Source organism: Sphingomonas sp. BK345, assembly GCF_014193845.1.
Lineage (GTDB): Bacteria > Pseudomonadota > Alphaproteobacteria > Sphingomonadales > Sphingomonadaceae > Sphingomonas.
In genome coordinates this window covers 132,569-149,701 of the sequence record NZ_JACHZX010000003.1, presented here as the reverse complement: position 1 = coordinate 149,701, position 17,133 = coordinate 132,569, and the positions used below count along the sequence as shown (strand labels likewise).

Below are 17,133 nucleotides of genomic sequence, written 5' to 3'. Positions count from 1 at the left end.
GCGAGGAGGGTAGCAGAATGCGACTGGTGATGATCGGCCTCGGCCGGATGGGCGGCAACATGGCGCGCCGCCTGATGCAGGCGGGGCATGAGATCGTCGCCTATGACCGCGACACCGACGCGGTCGCCAAACTCGCCGACGCCGGCGCGATCGCCGCCGCCTCGCTCCACGAGGCGCGCGCGCGCTGCCAGGAAGGCGGCGCCGCCGCGATCTGGTGGGTGATGCTGCCGCACGGCGCGGTGACCGACGGCGTGATCGAGCAGATCGCCGGCGGCGCGAGCGCGGGCGAGGTCGTGATCGACGGCGGCAACAGCTTCTACAAGGACGACATCCGCCGCGCCAAGGCGCTCGCCGAGAAGGACGTCCACTACGTCGACGTCGGCACCTCGGGCGGTGTGTGGGGGCTGGAGCGCGGCTATTGCATGATGATCGGCGGCCCCGACCAGGTCGTGCGCGATCTCGACCCGGTCTTCTCCGCGCTCGCGCCAGGCGCGGGCACGATCGAGCGCACGCGCGGCCGCGCCGAGGGCATCGATGACCGCGCCGAGCGCGGCTACATCCACGCCGGCCCGGCCGGCGCGGGCCATTTCGTCAAGATGATCCACAACGGCATCGAGTACGGTCTGATGCAGGCCTATGCCGAGGGCTTCGACGTGCTCAAGGGCAAGGCATCGGAGAAACTGCCCGAAGACGAGCGCTACGACCTCAACCTCGCCGACATCGCCGAGGTGTGGCGGCGCGGCAGCGTGATCTCGTCCTGGCTGCTCGACCTCACCGCGCAGGCGCTGGCGAGCGACCCGCACCTCGAGAAGTTCAGCGGCAACGTCGCCGATTCGGGCGAGGGCCAGTGGACGATCGAGGCGGCGATGGAGGAGGCGGTGCCGGTCAACGTCCTCACCACAGCGCTGTTCGCGCGCTATCGCAGCCGCGTCGAGCATACGTTCGGTGAGAAGGCGCTGTCGGCGATGCGCTTCGGCTTCGGCGGCCACGTCGAGATGCCGCAATAATGCCGATCCGATTGCTGGTGTCCGACGTCGACGGCACGCTCGTCGACAAGGAGAAGCAGCTCACCCCGGCGACCATCGCCGCGGTGAAGCAGCTGCGGGACGAGGGCGTCGCCTTTACGCTGATCAGCGCGCGGCCGATGTCGGGCATCCGGCCGCTGCTCGACCAGCTCGGCTTCGACGGCGACGTCGCCGCCTTCAACGGCGGCATCGTCTTTCGGCGGGACGGCACGATCGTCCACCACGAGACGCTGCCCGTCGATGTCGCGCGCGAGGCGCTGGCGATCGCGGCCGAGTTCGAGGTCGACACCTGGCTGTTCGCCGACGATCGCTGGTATGCCACCGACCCCGATGGGCCGCACACCGCCAGCGAGCGGCGCAGCTCGGCGCAGGAGCCGGTGGTGGCGGAGGACCTCGGCGCGCTGCTCGACCGCGCCGACAAGCTCACCTTCGTCAGTGACGACGAGGCGATGCTCCACGCGCTCTACGCGCGCGTCCACACCGCGATCGGCGATCGCGCCACGGTGGCGCAGTCGCAGGTCTATTACCTCGACGTCACCGCCAAGGGCGCCAACAAGGGCGACGGCATCGCCGCGCTCAGCTGCGCGCTCGGCATCGCGCTGGAGGACACGGCCGCGATCGGCGACCAGGCCAACGACCTGCCGATGCTGCGCCGCGCTGGCCTGCCGATCGCGATGGGCAACGCGCCCGAGGCGGTGAGACAGGCGGCGCGCCAGGTGACTCGCGCAAACGACCAGGATGGCGTAGCGCACGCGATCGAAACGATTGTTCTGCCGCGGAGACATTGAATGAAGAAGCTCGTCGCCTTCGATCTCGACGGCACCCTCGCGCTCAGCAAACAGGCGCTCAAGGACGACATGGGCGAGACGCTGGCGGATCTGCTGACGGTGGCCGACGTCGCGGTGATCTCGGGCGGCGACTGGCCGCAGTTCGAGAAGCAGGTGGCGAGTCGTCTGCCCGAGCGCGCCGACCGCGACCGGCTGTGGCTGATGCCGACCACCGGCACCAAGCTGTACGTCCACCGCGACGGCGCGTGGAAGACGATCTACGCCGAGCTGTTCGACGACGCCGAGAAGCAGAAGATCATCACTGCCTTCGGCCAGTCGCTCGAGGCGACCGGCTTCGTCCCCGAGCAGACCTGGGGCGAGCGGATCGAGGACCGCGGCAGCCAGATCACCTTCTCCGCGCTTGGCCAGCAGGCCCCGCTCGAGGCGAAGGAGAGCTGGGACCCCGACTTCGCCAAGCGCAAGGTGATCCAGGCGGACCTGCGGCAGCGGCTGCCGGGGTTGGCGATCAACATGGGCGGCGCCACCTCGATCGACATCACCCGCGAGGGCGTCGACAAGGGCTATGGCCTGCGCAAGCTGGCAGCGGAGAGCGGCATCCAGCTCGGCGAGATGCTCTTCATCGGCGACGCGATTTTCCCGGGCGGCAACGACTATCCGGCGCACGAGGCGGGCGTGGACTGCGTCCGCGTGCGCGACCCGCAGGAGACGATCAGCGTGGTGACCGCGATCGTCGCGTGCCAGAAGCAGGGCTGAGCGCGGCCTCAGCGAGGCGCGCGCGATGATCGACGTGCCCGCGCTGTACGCGCGCGTCATCCAGTGGATCGGCGACGGCACCGGCACCACCGACACGGTGCTGCACATCCACGCCGGTATGGCGGTGCTGATCCTGGCCCGGTTGGTGACGCGACGCTCGCTCGGCACCTTCGTGCCGCTGACGGTGGTGGCGCTGGCCGAGCTCGGCAACGAGGTGCTCGACCGGCTCCACTATCATTCGTGGCGCTGGTGGGACACGATCCCGGACGTGATCAACACGCTGTTCTGGCCGACCGTGATCTGCGCCGCAGTACGCTGGCGCCCGATGCACCGGCGCGACCAGCGGCGGTAAGGCGGGCGAACAGGCGCGACCGTCCTCCCGCTTTCAACCGTCATCCCGGACTTGGCCCGGGATCCACCGTTCCGCGTGCTCTGCAGGGTTCGCTCTTGCGGAGGAGTGGATCCCGGACCAAGTCCGGGATGACGGCAGTGTAGGTCGGGACGTCTCGTCGCGCTTAGCGGACCAGCCCGACGGCCGTTACCCGATCACCGCGCGCGCCCGCCCGGCGAGATGCTTCACCGAGGCGGCGTGGATGCCCGGCGCGGTCACCAGCACGCCATAGGCGCGCGGGTCGGGCTTGTTGAACAGGATCGGCGCGCCGAGCGCGTCGCTCACCGTCGCGCCGGCCTCGCTCGCCACCAGCACCGCCGCGGCGATGTCCCATTCATTGCCCCAGCGCAGCGTCGCGACGAGATCGGCGCGGTCGCTCGCCACCATCGCGATGCGCAGCGCGATCGAGTTGGGCTTCTCCACCGCGACCAAGGTGCGATCGGTCTTGGGCAAAGCGTCCACCGGCACGCGCGCGCCCTCGAAGTCGCGGCGGTCGCCCGCCGCGAGGTCGAAGCGCTTGCCGTCGTCGCGCGCCACGGTCGCGCCCGCGCCGGCGCGCGCGCGCCACACCTCGCCGCGCGCGGGCGCGTCGAGCACGCCGATCACCGGCCGGCCGTGCTCGACCAATGCGACCGAGACGCACCAGCCGGCGCGCCCGCGGATATAGTCGCGCGTGCCGTCGATGGGGTCGACTACCCAGACCCGCTCGCGCGCGAGCCGGTCGGGGCGGTCGGCGGTTTCCTCGGAGAGCCAGCCCGCGTCGGGCAGCAGCGCGCCGAGCCGTGCGTGGAGCATGCGATCGACGTCGATGTCGACCTCGCACACCGGGCTGCCCGGCGCCTTCTCCCACCGCGCGAAATCGGTGCGCCAGCGCGCGAACGCCATCTGCCCGGCTTCGCGCGCGATCGCCGCGACCGCGTCGGCCAGCGCGGCGTCAGCCACCCGCCACCGTCATGCCCTCGATCCGCAGCGTCGGCACGTTGACGCCGTGGCGGAAGACGAGATCGTTCGCCGGCGTCAGCGCGCGGAACATGTCCTTCAGATTGCCCGCGATGGTGAATTCGATCACTGGCCGGCCGAGCGCGCCGCGCTCGATCAGGAAGCCGGCGGCGCCGCGGCTGTAGTCGCCGGTGACGGGGTTGACCCCCTGTCCGATCAGCTCGGTGACGTAGATCCCCTCGACGATGTCCTCGATCAGCGTCTCCACCGGCACGTGGCCCGCCTCCATGTAGAGGTTGCTCGTCGTCACGCCCGGCGCGCCGGCGATGCCGCGCGAGGCGTGACCGGTCGGCTCGAGCCCGAGCTGGCGCGCCGAGGCGCTGTCGAGCAGCCACGTCTCGAGCATCCCGTCGCTGACGATCGCCACGGGGGAGACCGGCAGCCCCTCGCCGTCGAACGGGCGCGAGCGCAGCCCGTGCGGGCGGTGCGGGTCATCGATCACGTTGATGCCTGCGGGCAGGATCGCGGTACCGAGCGAGTCGAGCAGGAAGCTGGTGCGCCGCGTCACCGCGCTGCCCGAGATGGCGCCGCTGAGATGGCTGAGCAGGCTCGCGCCGACGCGCGGGTCGAACACCACCGGCATGGCGCCGCTCGGCGCGCGCCCGGCGCCGACCCGCGCCGCGGCGCGCTCGCCTGCCAGCGCGCCGATCGCCTCGGGCGAGTCGAGGTGCGCGCGATGGCGGGTGGCGTGGAAGCCGTAGTCGCGCTGCATCGCGCCGCCCGTGCCCGCGATCACGCTGGCGGAGAGCGTGTGGCTGGTCGCCTCATAGGCGCCGGCGAAGCCGTGGCTGGTGGCGAGCGCCCAGACGCTTCGCCCCCAGGCCGCGCCCGCGCCCTCGCTGTTGGTGACGCCGTCGACGGCGCGCGCCGCCGCCTCCGCGCGCGCGGCGGCGTCGCGCAGCGCCGGGAGATCGGGTTCGTCGCGATCGGCGAGGTCGAGCAGCGGCGCGGCGCCGTGCAGCAGCCGCGACTCGGGTGCGAGCCCGGCCCAGCGATCCTCCGGCGCCTCGCGCGCCATCGCCACCGCGCGCTCGACCAGGATGGTGAGCGACTCGGGCGAGAGATCGGATGTAGAGACGCTCGCCGAGCGCTGGCCGACGAAAACCCGCAGGCCCAGGTCGGCGCCCTCCGACCGGCCGACATCCTCGAGCGCGCCGAGTCGCACCGACACCTCGCTCGAGGCGTTGGCGGCGAACACCGCGTCGGCGGCGTCGGCGCCTGCCGCGCGGGCGCGTCGGACGATGTCGGTGGCGCGCTCCTGCGCCTGATCGGGGGTAAGCATGAGAGTGATGTAGGTCCGCGATCCGCTCGGTGACTAGTCCTCGGCCAACGCCTTGTGCCGCGGAATGGATGCGAGCCCGCCGCCCGACTCATGTTGAACAGGTCGGCCCGACCCTCGTCACGGCACCTGTCCCGCCTCGGGTCACCGCGCCGTTTACCATCTATTAACGTTTCGTTCAGGCGCCGGAACGTTCTCCTGCTCGTGCGCATTCGCGCTATCTGTCCATTTTGGTACGAGAGGTAAGTAGATGCGTTCGAACCTTCCCCGCGTCACGGCCCTGACGCTGATCGCCGTCGGCGCCGTCGGGCTCGGCGGCTGCGCCTCCAAAGGCTTCGTCCGTGACCAGATCGCCACGGTAAACCAGCGTATCGACGGCCTCGACGGTCGACTGCGCACGGTCGAGGGCACCTCGGGCCAGGCGCTCACCCAGGCACAGGCCGCTGCCGCCCAGGCGCAGCAGAACAGCCAGCGGATCGATCAGCTCGGCACCCGTGTCGACGCGTCGGAGCAGCAGATGCAGCAGCTCCAGCAGCAGCGCGCGCGTCGCCCGCGCGGCTGATCCACGACGATACGATGCGCGCGCGTCGCCGGGCGGCACGGCCGACCATCATCGATATGGCCGACCGTCCGTCCCGCGGCGCGGGTCGCATGATCGTCGCGGCCCTCGCAGCGCTGGCGTTGTCGGGTACGGCGTTCGCTGCGCCACAGGCATCGTCCGCGCGCAAGCAGGCGACCGCCAAGGCCGGAGCTTCCAAGCCGACGGCGAAGAAGCCGGCCCGCAAGGGCGCGAAGGTGGCCAAGCCCGTCGCGGTGCCGGTCGAGCCGGCACCGGTGATGCCGCGGTCGGAGAACGCCGAGCGGCTGATCGCCTGGGTCGGCGCCGCGCACGACAACGGCAAGCTGCCCTATGCGGTGATCGATAAGCCCGCGGCGACGCTGTATCTCTTCGCCGCCAACGGCGACTTCCTCGGCGAGACGCCGGTCCTGCTCGGCGTCGGCATCGGCGACGATTCTACGCCTGGGGTCGGCGCCAAGAACCTCGACGATATCGGCCCGGCCGAGCGCACCACGCCCGCCGGCCGCTTCGTCACCAAATTCGGCCGCGCCTTCGGGCGCCAGCGCGTGCTGTGGGTCGACTATGCCAACGCGGTGGCGATGCACGTCGTTACCAGCCTCCACAAGAACGAGCATCGCGTCGAGCGGCTGCTGTCGCCCTCGCCCGAGGACAATCGCATCTCGTTCGGCTGCATCAACGTCGGCGCGCGCTTCTACAACGGCAAGCTGCGCCCGCAGTTCGAGAAGCGCGGCGGCATCGTCTACATCACGCCCGACGTGAAGCCGCTCGACGAGATCTTCCCGCGCGTGCGGCTGCTACCCTACCTCGCCGCCGCTGGTGACGCGACCGGGGCGGGCGCCGCGCGATGAGCGCGCTGCTGCTCGCGGCGCTGCTGGCCGCGGCGGACCGGCCGGTGGTGGTCAGCTCGCTGACGACGCCGCAGCTGGTCGAGCTCTGCCGCGGCAAAGACGACGATCCCACCGCCGACTTCTGCACCGGCTATATGCTCGCCGCCTTCGACGCGTTGTCGAGCGCGCGCCAGATCTGCCCAGCGCCGGACCGCAGCTCCAACGTCGCGGTCACCGCGGCGGCGCGCAGATATCTGCGGAAGCAGGGGAAGAAGTCGAGCGCAGCGCCCGCCTTCGTGGTGCGCCAGGGCCTCAAGGAAGCCTTCCCGTGCAAGGCCGCGCCGAAACCGCAGCCCAAGTCGAAAGCCAAGCCGACCCGCAAGCGGCGGTGACGCGGCATGTGGCTGAGGCGTCTCAGCGCCGCTCATCGGCGGTGGGGGCCTCGGCTCGGTGATCTGCGGGCGCGTCGCGGTCGCGTAGCCGCTCGCCCGCGTCGTTGAGCGCGTCGCCGGCGCGATCGCGCGCACGGTCGGCGTGGCGGCGCACGTCGCTCTCGAGCCGGCGCGAGGCGTCGTCGATCCGGTCGGCGGCGCGGTCGAGCGAGCGCGCCGCGACGCCATCGACCTGGTTCGCCATCGTGTCGGTCAGCGAGTCGACGCTGGCGGCGACATTGTCCGCGGCGGCGCCGATTTCTCCTGCGATGGCGTTGCCGGTGCGGTCGGCATGTTGCTCGACGCGGTCGCCGCAGGCGGCCAGCGCGAGGGCAGCGACGGGGGCGATCAGGGCGAATCTCGTCATCGGGCGTGGTCTCCTCTCACCTCGATCAATGACCCGCGCCCGTGTTGGTTGCGCAACGGTAGGAGGGCCTTCCGCCTCGCGATGACGCACGTGGTTTTGGGCTCGAGCGTGCGTCGGAGCACGGCTCGGCGCTACGTGAGAGGCGATGATCGCGGCCGTGTCCACAGCCGCGGATCGCGCGGCGTGTCGGTGATCCGGTGCCGCCGCGCCGCCTGCCAGGCCGCGCGCGCGATCCATGCGAGCTTCTCGCGCTTGCTCGTGGTGACGCGATGGTCCCACGCATGCGCCCCCCGGGCCGCCACGCGCCGCGCGATGTCGCCGTAGATCCCCGCCGCCGCCAGCACCGCCCAGGCCGAGCGGTAGGACAGCGCCTTGGTACCCACCCGCGCGCTCGCCTCGTGCAGCTCGGCGCGAGTCGCCAGTCGCCGCGCCAGCACCACCAGGCGGTCGCGGAACGGCGGCTTCATGTGCTGCCCGGGCGGCACGTCCATCTCGGCGAGCCACTCGTCGGGGAGGTAGCAGCGCGCCACGCGATCGTCTTCCTCGATGTCGCGGGCAATATTGGCGAGCTGAAAGGCGAGGCCGAGGTCGCAGGCGCGGTCGAGCGTCGCCTCGTCCTCGGGCGGCACCCCCATCACCACCGCCATCATGCAGCCGACCGCGCCGGCGACATGGTAGCAGTAACGGTACAGGTCGGCCTCGGAGCGCGGGCGCCAGTCGTCGGCGTCGAGTTGGAAGCCGTCGATCAGATCGGTGACGAAGCGGTGCGGCAGCCGCGTCTCGCGCGCGACCACGCCGAGCGCGTCGAACGCGGGGTCGCCGGTCGGCTCGGCCGCCAGCGCGGTGGCGCTCAGCCGGCGGACCACGGCGACTCGCGCCGGCGCGTCGGCGACCGCGTGGCGGTCATGGCCGTGGTCCTGCCCGTCGACGAGATCGTCGCAGCGGCGGCACCAGGCGTAGAGCAGCCAGGCGCGCTCGCGCACGTCAGGCGCGAACAGCTGCGAGGCCGCGGCGAAGCTCTTCGAGCCGCGCGCGATCGACTCGCGCGCCGTCGCCACCAGCGCGGCGCGCGAGTCGGTCACAGTCGGCCGCTCACAGGTCGCTGGCGGCCATGCGGACGATCGGCTGGGTCGGCGCGTGCGCCGCCATGGCGTCGAGCAGCTGCTCCAGCGTCTCGCCGACGATCAGCAGCTCGCGGTGCTGCGCGCGCAGGAAGCCGACCTCGCCCATCTTCGCCCAGAAAGCGACGAGCTCGTCGTAATAGCCGCGCGCGTTGAGCAGGCCCACCGGGTCGGCGTGATAGCCGAGCTGCGCCCAGCTCAGCGCCTCCCACAGCTCGTCCATCGTGCCGGTGCCGCCGGGCAGCGTCACGAAGCCGTCGGCGAGGTCGGTGAAGAGCTGCTTGCGCTGGTGCATGCCGGGCACGACGTGGAGTTCGCTGAGCCCGCGATGCGCCACCTCGGCGTCGACCAGCGCCTGCGGGATCACCCCGATCACCTCGCCCCCCGCCGCCAGCGCCGAGTCGGCGATCGCGCCCATCAGCCCGAGCCGCCCGCCACCGTAGACCACCCCGACGCCGCGCTCGGCGAGCATGCGGCCGACCTCGCGCGCGAGCTCGAGGTAGAAGGGGTCGGCGGGAGTGGCGGAGCCGCAATAGATGGCGAGGCGCTTCATGCCGCGAGCGCTAGGGGAAGCGCGAGCTAGGGGCAATGGCGTGCGCGGCCGGCACCGCGGTCAGCGGCGTGATGCCGTCGTGGCGAGCGGGGACGGGCAGCGATCACCCGCGCGCGCGACGTAGCGCGGCGGACGGCCTTCGGCGACGACGGGCACCAGCGTGACACTGTCCCACCGCGTGGCGATACCGCCCGACTCGTAGCGGACGACCCATTCGTCTCCCCGTCGCTCGGCGCGGACGAAGCGATGGCGCGGCACGCCGGGGTGGCGGACGTCGATCGCGTCATGGCGCTGCCCCGCGTCGGCGATGCCGCCGGGCGCGAGATGGCGCGACAGCTCGAGCCGCGCCGCCGCCGGCAGCGCGCGCATCGTCTCTACCGTGACGGCGTGCGCGCCGCAGCGCGGCGGCGGCGCGGCGGCGGTTGTCAGCAAGCCCGCGAGCAACAGGGTCGCGGGCATCACGATCTCCCTCATTCGCGCAGCGAAGCAGATGCGGCGGCGCTCGTCACTGTGACGTCGCCAGATCGGGGCAGTCGGCCTATGTTTCGCCCGGGAGAGACGCGCCATGAGGGACTGGAACGATGTCGTCGCGACCGGGCTCGCGCTGCCCGGGGTGGTGCTCGGCACCAGCTACGGCAAGCCGGCGCTGCTGCTGCGCGGCAAGATGCTCGCGGCCACGACGGCACCCGACCGCGCGAGCTTCGTGCTCCACGTCGCGCTGATCGAGAAAGAGGTGCTGATCGAGACCGATCCCGCCACCTTCTGGGAGACCGACCATTATCGTGGCTGGCCGGCGGTGCTGGTACGCTACGGCACCGACGCCGACGCGCGGATCGCGCTGCTGCTCGATCGCGCCTGGTGGGATCGAGCGTCGATCACGCAACGAAGGACGCGCGGCGAGCGGCCGTGAGCGCTGTCCTACGCACAGATAGCCGCGTTACATCGCCGGGCGATGCTCCGTCCGGTCCACGATCTACCTGCTCCCACGCGGCAGCCGCGTGCCCCCGGCGCGGGTCTCGCTGAGCCGGGGCATGCGACTCAACATTCGACCGTCGCAGGCTCCCGGAGGCTCAACTTTCTCAACATTCGCGCGCGGCCGCTCGCCGCATCGAACCGCGGCGCGGCGCTCCGCACCATCGCGGAGCCGCGCTACTCGTCTGAGAAGCCGTCTACTTCGCCGCGCGACGCGCTACCGCCCCAGCATCAGCGCCGCCGTCGCCTTGGCGCTGCCCACCACGCCGGGGATGCCTGCGCCCGGATGCGTGCCGGCGCCGACGAAATACAGGTTGGGGATCGCGTCGTCGCGGTTGTGGACGCGGAAATAGGCGCTCTGCGTCAGCACCGGCTCGAGCGAGAAGGCGCTGCCGAGATGCGCGTTGAGGTCCGCCGCGAAGTCGGTCGGCGCGTAGCTGAACTTCGTAACGATGCGGTCGTGGATGTCCGGGATCAGCCGGCGCCCGACCTCGTCGAGGATGCGCTGTTCCAGGATCGGGCGCACCGTCTCCCAGTCGCCGGTGTACTTGCCCATGTGCGGCACCGGCGCGAGCGCGTAGAAGGTCGAGCAGCCCTCGGGCGCGAGGCTCGGGTCGGTCACGGTCGGGTGGTGGAGATAGAGCGAGAAGTCCTCGCTCAGCACGCCGTGGTCGTAGATGTCGTCGAGCAGCCCCTTATAGCGCGGGCCGAACAGGATCATGTGGTGCGGGATGCCGGGCCAGGTGCCCTTGATCCCGAAGTGCACCACGAACAGCGAGGGCGAGTAGCGTTTGCGCTCGAGCTTCGCCGCGGTCCGCTTCGCCGCGCCCGAGCCGGGCAGCAGGTCGCGGTAGACGTGGAGGATGTCGGCGTTGGCGGCGAGCATGTCGGTCGGGGTGTTCCAGCCGCTGGCGGTCTCCACCGCGGTGACGCGGTCGCCCAGCGTCTCGATCCGCGTCACCGCGTCGTTCAGCCGCAGTGTGCCGCCGAGCCGCTCGAACAGCGCCACCATGCCCGCGATCAGCCGGTTGGTGCCGCCACGTGCGAACCACACGCCGCCGTCGCGCTCCAGCTTGTGGATCAGCGCGTAGATCGCACTGGTCGTCATTGGGTTGCCGCCCACCAGCAAGGTGTGGAACGACAGCGCCTGGCGCAGCCGCTCGTCGGCCACGAACTTGGAGACGATCGAGTAGACCGAGCGCCACGCCTGGTATTTCGCCAGCGCCGGCGCCGCCTTGATCATCGACGCGAAGTCGAGGAAGGCGACATGGCCCAGCTTCTCATAGCCTTCGCGGTACACGCCCGCGGAATAGTCGAGGAAGCGCGCGTAGCCGGCGACGTCGGCCGGGTTGAGCTTGGCAATCTCGGCGTGCAGCACCTGATCGTCGTTGGTATAGTCGAAATTGGTGCCGTCGGGCCAGTTGAGCCGGTAGAAGGGCTGTACCGCCTCGAGCGCGACATCGCTCGCCATGGTCTGGCCAGAGAGCGCCCACAATTCCTCGAGACAGGCCGGGTCGGTGATCACGGTCGGCCCGGCGTCGAAGGTGAAGCCGTCGCGCTGCCACACATAGGCGCGCCCGCCGGGCTTGTCGCGTGACTCCAGCACGATCGTCTCGACCCCGGCCGATTGCAGCCGGATCGCCAGCGCCAGCCCGCCGAAGCCGGCGCCGACCACCACCGCGCGCGTCATGCCGCCCCCCGCAGCGCGGCGATCGCGCGGCCGAGCGGCACGGGAGGCCGCCCGCTCAACACGCGCGCCTTGTCGAGCGCGGTCGAGCGCGCCGCGTAGAAGCGCGCCACCAACGGCGCTGGCAGGCGGTAGAAGCGTTCCAGCACGCGATAGCGCTGGTCGGGGTCGGCGGCCTTGAAGAGCATGAGGTCGAGCATCCGATAGAAGCGCCGCGCCGCCCACAGCCGCGCCGCATAGGAGTAAGTGAGGTCGTGGAGCGCCGCACCCGAGAAGTCGTGCTGCGCCGCGACCAGCTGCGCCAGCCGCACCGCGTCGGGCAGCGAATAGCCCGTGGTGGGATGGAACAGCCCCGCCCGAACGCCCGCCTTGGCCAGCTTGCTCCCGCCGCCGCGCCAATAAGCCTCGAAATCGCCACCGTAGACCACCGGCAGCACGCCCTGCTCGCGGTGGATCGTCTCGGTGACGCTCCACCCCTCATCGGCGGCGTAGCGCTCGACCCGCGCCGCCACCGCGGCGACGTCGAGCGCGGGCGAGTCGCTGTAATAGGTGTCCTCCACCAGCAGCCGGTCGGCAGCGAAGGGCAGCAGGTAGACGAAGCGATAGCCGTCGAGCTGCGCCACGGTCGAGTCCATCACCACCGGGCGGGTGACGCCGTGCGCCCCGGCGACGCGCAACTCGTGGCCAACGAACTTCTGCCAGCCGCAGTCGAGCGCGCTCAGGTCACCCGCGCCACGCGCGTCGATCACGCCCGCCGCGGTCAGCCGGTCGCCGTTGGCGAAGACCACCGCGGTGGGGCTGCACGCCAGCACGCGCCGCCCGGTCATGAGCGCTCGGCGCGGCAGCGTGGCGCGGACGTGCGAGTCGAGCCCGGTCGAGCGGACGGAATAATAGGCCTGCGCGAGGTGGCGCGCGTGCGCGGGGAAGCGCACGTCGTAGCTCGGCCAGGCATGCGCCACCAGTGGCGCGATCAGGTGGCGGTCGGCGCGCGCGACGTCGCCGCCGAAGAAGGACCAGAGATGGTTGCCGCCGATGGCCTCGCCCGCCTCTATCAGCCGCACGTCGATCAGGGGATGGCGCGCGTGGACCGCGAGCGCGATCAGCGCTCCGGCGAGCCCGCCGCCGACGATCGCCAGGTCACATCTGTGAATCGCGGGCATGGTCCGGCGCTAACCTATCGCAGCCGCGCGGGGAAGCCCGGTGAGGTGCCGGGCGGGAGAGAAGCAGGCGGCGAAGGCAGGGGGTGGTGGTCATGCGCGCGCGCGCCGGCCGCACCGTCATCCCGGATTTGATCCGTGATCCGTTGTGCCGCGGCCGTCACCGGCTGCGGTCGCTCGCGCCGGGGCAAGCGGTGCAGAGGGACATCCTCGGCGAAACGAGGCTGTAGCCACGGCAACGCGTGTGAAGGGATGTATCCGGGTCAAGTCCGGGATAACGGATCTGACGGGAATAGCCCCGCCGCCGCCCCTGTCCTACCGTGCAGGAGCGCGCTACAGGAGACGCCTCATCCTGCTGGAGCCGACCGCCATGCGCCGCGCCGTTCTCACCGTCGTCACCGCCGCTCTCACAACCTTCGCCGTGCCGGCCGCGGCGACGCTCAAGCCCGGCGCCGCGGCGCCCGATTTCTCCACCCGCGGCGCGATCGCGGGCAAGGTGGTGCCGATCAGCCTGCGCGAGCAGCTTCGCCGCGGCCCGGTGGTGCTGTATTTCTTTCCCGCCGCCTTCACCTCGGGCTGCAACGCCGAGGCGCGCGCCTTCGCCGAGAAGGTCGACGCCTTCCGCGCCGCGGGCGCGACCGTGATCGGCATGTCCGCCGACAACGTCGAAGACCTGCAGCGTTTCTCGTCGAGCGAGTGCGCGGGCAAGTTCGCCGTGGCCAGCGCCGGCCCCAAGGTGGTGGCAGGCTATGACGTCGCGCTCGGCCGTGCGGTGAAGGGCAAGAGCGTCACCAGCCGCACCAGCTACGTCATCGGCCGTGACGGCAAGGTCGTCTTCGTCCACGACGACATGAACCCTGCCGAGCATGTCGCGCTGACGCTCGCTGCGGTGCAGAAGCTCAAGCAGGGCTGATCGCGCCTGACTCGGCGCGGTCAACGCCGAGTCACCATATCTTAGCGAGTCGGGCGCTAGCGTCCCGTCCGGCGGGTCGCGCGGGCGACGCGCCGTCGGCGCGTGGGGGCGTGCCGGTCGGGACGAGGCGAGGCTCGACAGGAGCCGATCGGGGGCGAGCGGGTGGCGAGCAGGGCGGTCGACGGGCGGCAGGGGACGGCGGGCGACCGCCTGTTCACCCGCGTCGGCGCCTTCCTGTCGGCGCACCGGCTCAGCCCCGATCCGGCGCATTATGCCTTCGCGTATGCCGTGATCGCGCAGCCCGAGGGGCTGATCGGGCGCCGCGTCGCCGAGCTGACCGACGGCGGCGTGCGGCTGACCGCGCGCGACATCGAGCAGCTCGGCGGCACCGCGCTGGGCGGGGCGCCCGCGGCGCTCGCCGACGACGCCGAGATGACCGCCGACGCCGCCACGCAGGAGGCGATGATCGAGCGCGTGCTCCACCAGCTCGACGGCTTCGGCGACACGGTGCGGACCGCGCACGCCGAGGCGAACGACTTCGGTCGCGATCTGGCGCGGTCGGCGGCCGAGATGCGCGACGTCGGCGCCGACGCCGGGGTGGAGGAGATCAGCCGGCTCACCGCGGCGATGATCGAGCGCGTCCAGCACGCCGAGGCCAAGCTGGAGAGCACGCGCCGCGAGACCGAGGAGCTCCGCGCTGCCTTGGACGAGGCGCGCGGCTCGGCGCGCACCGACCCGTTGACCGAGCTGCCGAATCGGCGCGCCTTCGACGAGGCCTTCGCCGCGCTCGCACCGGGGGCGCGGGTGACCGTCGCGATGTGCGACATCGACCATTTCAAGCGCATCAACGACAGCTTCGGCCACCCGGTGGGCGATCGCGTGATCCGCACCGTCGCGCGCACGCTGGCGGACGAGGGCGGCTGCCTGGTGGCACGGTACGGCGGCGAGGAGTTCGCCATGCTGTTCGAGGGCGTGACGCCCGACGAGGCGGCGGCGCGGATCGATCGCGTGCGCGCGCATATCGGCGAGCGACGGCTGCGCGTGCGCGAGACCGGCGAGCCGATCGGCACCGTCTCCTTCTCGGCGGGCGTGACGGAAGGGGTGGTGAGCGAGGGTCGCGCCGCGCTGGTGGCGCGCGCGGATGCCGCGCTCTACCGGGCGAAGGAGCAGGGGCGCGCGCGGACAATCGTGAAGTAGCGGGGATTCAGCCTCGCTTCGTCGACGCTGCCGGCCTCTCGCTGTTCTGAAGTGGCCGTCGCAAGCCTCTCCTCACGCTCTTGATCGCTCAGGCACAACCGGAACGCCCCTCACCTGCCGTCATCCCGGACTTATCCCGGGATCCACCATTCCCTTCGAGCAACGCCGTCGAAGCGAGCGGCACGGTAGATCCCGGAACAAGTCCGGGATGACGGAGAAGTGGAGTGGCGAGAGGGAGGAACGCGCCTACCGCGCTCACCCCTCTCGTCCTGTCACCGATCGCGTCGACCGAGCAGGCGCAGCCGCAGCGCGTTGAGCTTGATGAAGCCAGCCGCGTCGCGCTGGTCATAGGCGCCCTGGTCGTCCTCGAAGGTCACCACCTTCTCCGAGTAGAGCGAGTGCGGCGAACGGCGCCCGGTCACCACCGCCTGGCCCTTGTACAGCTTGAGCCGCACCGTGCCGGTCACCTTGGCCTGCGAGTGATCGACCGCGGCCTGCAGCATCTCGCGCTCGGGCGAGAACCAGAAGCCGTTGTAGACCAGCTCGGCGTAGCGCGGCGCCAGCTCGTCCTTGAGGTGCGCGGCGCCGCGATCGAGCGTGATCTGCTCGATGCCGCGGTGCGCCAGTGCGTAGATCGTGCCGCCCGGCGTCTCGTACATGCCGCGGCTCTTCATGCCGACGAAGCGATTCTCGACCAAGTCGAGCCGACCGATGCCGTGCTTGCGCCCGAGTTCGTTGAGCTTGGCCAGCAGAGTCGCGGGCGAGCAGGCCTCGCCGTTCACCGCCACGCCGTCGCCGCGCTCGAAGTCGATCGTGATCGTCTCGGGCTGGTCGGGCGCGTCCTCGGGATTGACGGTGCGCGAATAGACGTAATCGGGCACCTCGTCCCACGGGTCCTCCAGCACCTTCCCCTCGGACGAGGTGTGGAGCAGGTTGGCGTCGGTGGAGAAGGGCGCCTCGCCGCGCTTGTCCTTGCTCACCGGGATCTGATGCGCCTCGGCGAACTCGATCAGCTTGGAGCGGCTGGTGAGATCCCACTCACGCCACGGCGCGATCACCTTGATGTCGGGGTTGAGCGCGTAATAGCCGAGCTCGAAGCGGACCTGATCGTTGCCCTTGCCGGTGGCGCCGTGGCTCACCGCGTCGGCGCCGACCTGCGCCGCGATCTCGATCTGGCGCTTGGCGATGAGCGGCCGCGCGATCGAGGTGCCGAGCAGGTACAGCCCCTCGTACAGCGCGTTGGCCCGCATCATCGGGAAGACGTAGTCGCGCACGAACTCCTCGCGCAGGTCGTCGATGAAGATATGCTCGCGCTTAATCCCCATCAGCTCGGCCTTGGCGCGCGCTGGCTCGAGCTCCTCGCCCTGGCCCAGATCGGCGGTGAAGGTGACCACCTCGCACTGATATTCGGTCTGGAGCCATTTCAGGATCACGCTGGTGTCGAGTCCTCCGGAATAAGCGAGGACGACGCGCTTGATCTGGTCGGTCATGGGGCAGGCTCCTTTCGCGCGCGGGCGCTACGCGAGCGCGCCGCGCGAGGCAACCGCGGCGGTGCCGCGCGCGACCGTTCACCGCGCGTACAAGCACCCGCCGCCAAGCCGCGGCGCATGCTGAGGACGCACACCACGCTCGCCGCCGCGCTCGTCGCGCTGCTCGCCACGCCGGCGCTGACGGTCGCCGCCATGGGGCAGGAGACGCGCGCCACCGCCACCGCCAAGCTCGATTCTGAGTTCGCCGCCTCGGACACCAACAAGGACGGCTACCTCTCGCTCGCCGAGCTGGAAGGGCGGATGGCCAAGATGAAGATCCGCGGCAAGACGCTCGACGCGGTCCACGCCAAGCGCGTCGCGGCGCTGGTGATGACGCGCGGCGACCTCGACAAGGACGGACGGCTGAGCCGCGCCGAGTCGGATCAGCTGATGGGCGCCGTCTTCTCGGCCTACGACCTCAACCATGACGGCAAGGTCGACGCCGCCGAGGCCGCGCGCGCCCGCGCCATGGCGGACGGGGTGGCGAAGGGCGGGGCGGCGCCGAAGAAGTGACGCCGTCTCGTGCGCCTGCGGCCGCAGGAGCCCAGAGTCACGGGAGGTCAC

At 71.2% G+C, this 17,133-nt stretch carries 20 protein-coding genes; 11 read left to right on the top strand and 9 right to left on the bottom strand.

The features are described 5' to 3' along the window. Positions 1–17 precede the first annotated feature (17 nt). Genes gnd through FHY03_RS10070 form a run of 4 tightly spaced genes read left to right on the top strand, consistent with a single transcriptional unit; the run spans position 18 to position 2,918 of the window. The gene (gnd, locus tag FHY03_RS10085; protein ID WP_183930580.1) at positions 18–1,007 is read left to right on the top strand and encodes a phosphogluconate dehydrogenase (NAD(+)-dependent, decarboxylating); all 990 of its coding nucleotides are present in this window, start codon (positions 18–20) and stop codon (positions 1,005–1,007) included. Beyond that, positions 1,007–1,813 carry a Cof-type HAD-IIB family hydrolase gene (locus tag FHY03_RS10080; RefSeq protein ID WP_183930578.1) on the top strand — a complete coding sequence of 269 codons (807 nt, stop codon included), beginning with the start codon at positions 1,007–1,009 and terminating at the stop codon, positions 1,811–1,813. The genes gnd and FHY03_RS10080 overlap by 1 nt, the downstream gene beginning before the upstream one ends. After that, positions 1,814–2,566 (top strand): HAD-IIB family hydrolase, encoded by a 753-nt coding sequence (locus tag FHY03_RS10075; RefSeq protein WP_183922668.1) that lies wholly within the window; start codon positions 1,814–1,816, stop codon positions 2,564–2,566. A 25-nt stretch (positions 2,567–2,591) separates the two neighbouring features. Continuing rightward, positions 2,592–2,918 carry a hypothetical protein gene (locus FHY03_RS10070; protein WP_183922670.1) on the top strand — a complete coding sequence of 109 codons (327 nt, stop codon included), beginning with the start codon at positions 2,592–2,594 and terminating at the stop codon, positions 2,916–2,918. A gap of 186 nt (positions 2,919–3,104) precedes the next feature. Here the strand turns inward: FHY03_RS10070 and FHY03_RS10065 are convergent, their stop codons facing one another. Both FHY03_RS10065 and FHY03_RS10060 read right to left on the bottom strand, forming a co-directional pair. After that, a complete protein-coding gene (locus FHY03_RS10065) occupies positions 3,105–3,899 on the bottom strand; it encodes a 3'(2'),5'-bisphosphate nucleotidase CysQ (protein ID WP_183930576.1) in 795 nt (264 codons plus the stop codon). Beyond that, positions 3,892–5,238: a TldD/PmbA family protein gene (locus tag FHY03_RS10060; protein ID WP_183930574.1), complete on the bottom strand. Its 1,347-nt coding sequence runs from the start codon at positions 5,236–5,238 to the stop codon at positions 3,892–3,894. The genes FHY03_RS10065 and FHY03_RS10060 overlap by 8 nt, the downstream gene beginning before the upstream one ends. A gap of 247 nt (positions 5,239–5,485) precedes the next feature. Between FHY03_RS10060 and FHY03_RS10055 the strand changes: the two genes are divergently transcribed. The 3 genes from FHY03_RS10055 (at position 5,486) to FHY03_RS10045 (ending at position 7,034) form a co-directional block, all read left to right on the top strand. Next, positions 5,486–5,797, top strand: a complete 312-nt coding sequence (locus FHY03_RS10055; protein WP_183922676.1) for a hypothetical protein — start codon at positions 5,486–5,488, stop codon at positions 5,795–5,797. A gap of 89 nt (positions 5,798–5,886) precedes the next feature. Further along, a complete protein-coding gene (locus FHY03_RS10050; protein ID WP_183930572.1) occupies positions 5,887–6,663 on the top strand; it encodes a hypothetical protein in 777 nt (258 codons plus the stop codon). Then, on the top strand, positions 6,660–7,034 hold the full coding sequence (locus FHY03_RS10045; protein ID WP_183922678.1) for a Rap1a/Tai family immunity protein: 375 nt from the start codon (positions 6,660–6,662) through the stop codon (positions 7,032–7,034). The genes FHY03_RS10050 and FHY03_RS10045 overlap by 4 nt, the downstream gene beginning before the upstream one ends. Before the next feature lie 22 nt (positions 7,035–7,056). Here the strand turns inward: FHY03_RS10045 and FHY03_RS10040 are convergent, their stop codons facing one another. The 4 genes from FHY03_RS10040 to FHY03_RS10025 all read right to left on the bottom strand — a co-directional run bounded on the left by FHY03_RS10040 (position 7,057) and on the right by FHY03_RS10025 (position 9,573). After that, positions 7,057–7,440, bottom strand: a complete 384-nt coding sequence (locus FHY03_RS10040; protein WP_183922680.1) for a hypothetical protein — start codon at positions 7,438–7,440, stop codon at positions 7,057–7,059. Positions 7,441–7,571: 131 nt separating this feature from the next. Beyond that, the gene (locus tag FHY03_RS10035) at positions 7,572–8,522 is read right to left on the bottom strand and encodes a phytoene/squalene synthase family protein (protein ID WP_183930570.1); all 951 of its coding nucleotides are present in this window, start codon (positions 8,520–8,522) and stop codon (positions 7,572–7,574) included. Positions 8,523–8,532: 10 nt separating this feature from the next. Next, a complete protein-coding gene (locus tag FHY03_RS10030) occupies positions 8,533–9,114 on the bottom strand; it encodes a TIGR00730 family Rossman fold protein (RefSeq protein ID WP_183930568.1) in 582 nt (193 codons plus the stop codon). A gap of 60 nt (positions 9,115–9,174) precedes the next feature. Beyond that, positions 9,175–9,573: a hypothetical protein gene (locus FHY03_RS10025; protein ID WP_183922686.1), complete on the bottom strand. Its 399-nt coding sequence runs from the start codon at positions 9,571–9,573 to the stop codon at positions 9,175–9,177. Positions 9,574–9,679: 106 nt separating this feature from the next. Here FHY03_RS10025 and FHY03_RS10020 point away from each other — a divergent pair, with 106 nt between their 5' ends. Beyond that, the gene (locus tag FHY03_RS10020; RefSeq protein WP_183930566.1) at positions 9,680–10,024 is read left to right on the top strand and encodes a hypothetical protein; all 345 of its coding nucleotides are present in this window, start codon (positions 9,680–9,682) and stop codon (positions 10,022–10,024) included. 279 nt (positions 10,025–10,303) lie between these two features. Here FHY03_RS10020 and FHY03_RS10015 read toward each other — a convergent pair whose 3' ends face one another. Further along, positions 10,304–11,776, bottom strand: a complete 1,473-nt coding sequence (locus FHY03_RS10015; RefSeq protein WP_183922690.1) for a phytoene desaturase — start codon at positions 11,774–11,776, stop codon at positions 10,304–10,306. After that, on the bottom strand, positions 11,773–12,933 hold the full coding sequence (gene crtY, locus FHY03_RS10010; RefSeq protein ID WP_183930564.1) for a lycopene beta-cyclase CrtY: 1,161 nt from the start codon (positions 12,931–12,933) through the stop codon (positions 11,773–11,775). The genes FHY03_RS10015 and crtY overlap by 4 nt, the downstream gene beginning before the upstream one ends. Before the next feature lie 367 nt (positions 12,934–13,300). On the opposite strand from crtY, the gene FHY03_RS10005 reads away from it, so the two are divergent. Beyond that, positions 13,301–13,843, top strand: coding sequence for a peroxiredoxin (locus tag FHY03_RS10005; RefSeq protein ID WP_183930562.1), 543 nt, complete (start codon positions 13,301–13,303; stop codon positions 13,841–13,843). A 162-nt stretch (positions 13,844–14,005) separates the two neighbouring features. Further along, complete coding sequence (locus FHY03_RS10000) at positions 14,006–15,040, top strand: GGDEF domain-containing protein (protein WP_183930560.1); 1,035 nt, start codon at positions 14,006–14,008, stop codon at positions 15,038–15,040. Between the two features lie 272 nt (positions 15,041–15,312). Here FHY03_RS10000 and FHY03_RS09995 read toward each other — a convergent pair whose 3' ends face one another. Further along, positions 15,313–16,530: an argininosuccinate synthase gene (locus FHY03_RS09995; protein WP_183922698.1), complete on the bottom strand. Its 1,218-nt coding sequence runs from the start codon at positions 16,528–16,530 to the stop codon at positions 15,313–15,315. 117 nt (positions 16,531–16,647) lie between these two features. On the opposite strand from FHY03_RS09995, the gene FHY03_RS09990 reads away from it, so the two are divergent. Beyond that, a complete protein-coding gene (locus tag FHY03_RS09990; RefSeq protein ID WP_183930558.1) occupies positions 16,648–17,082 on the top strand; it encodes an EF-hand domain-containing protein in 435 nt (144 codons plus the stop codon). Positions 17,083–17,133: the final 51 nt, after the last annotated feature.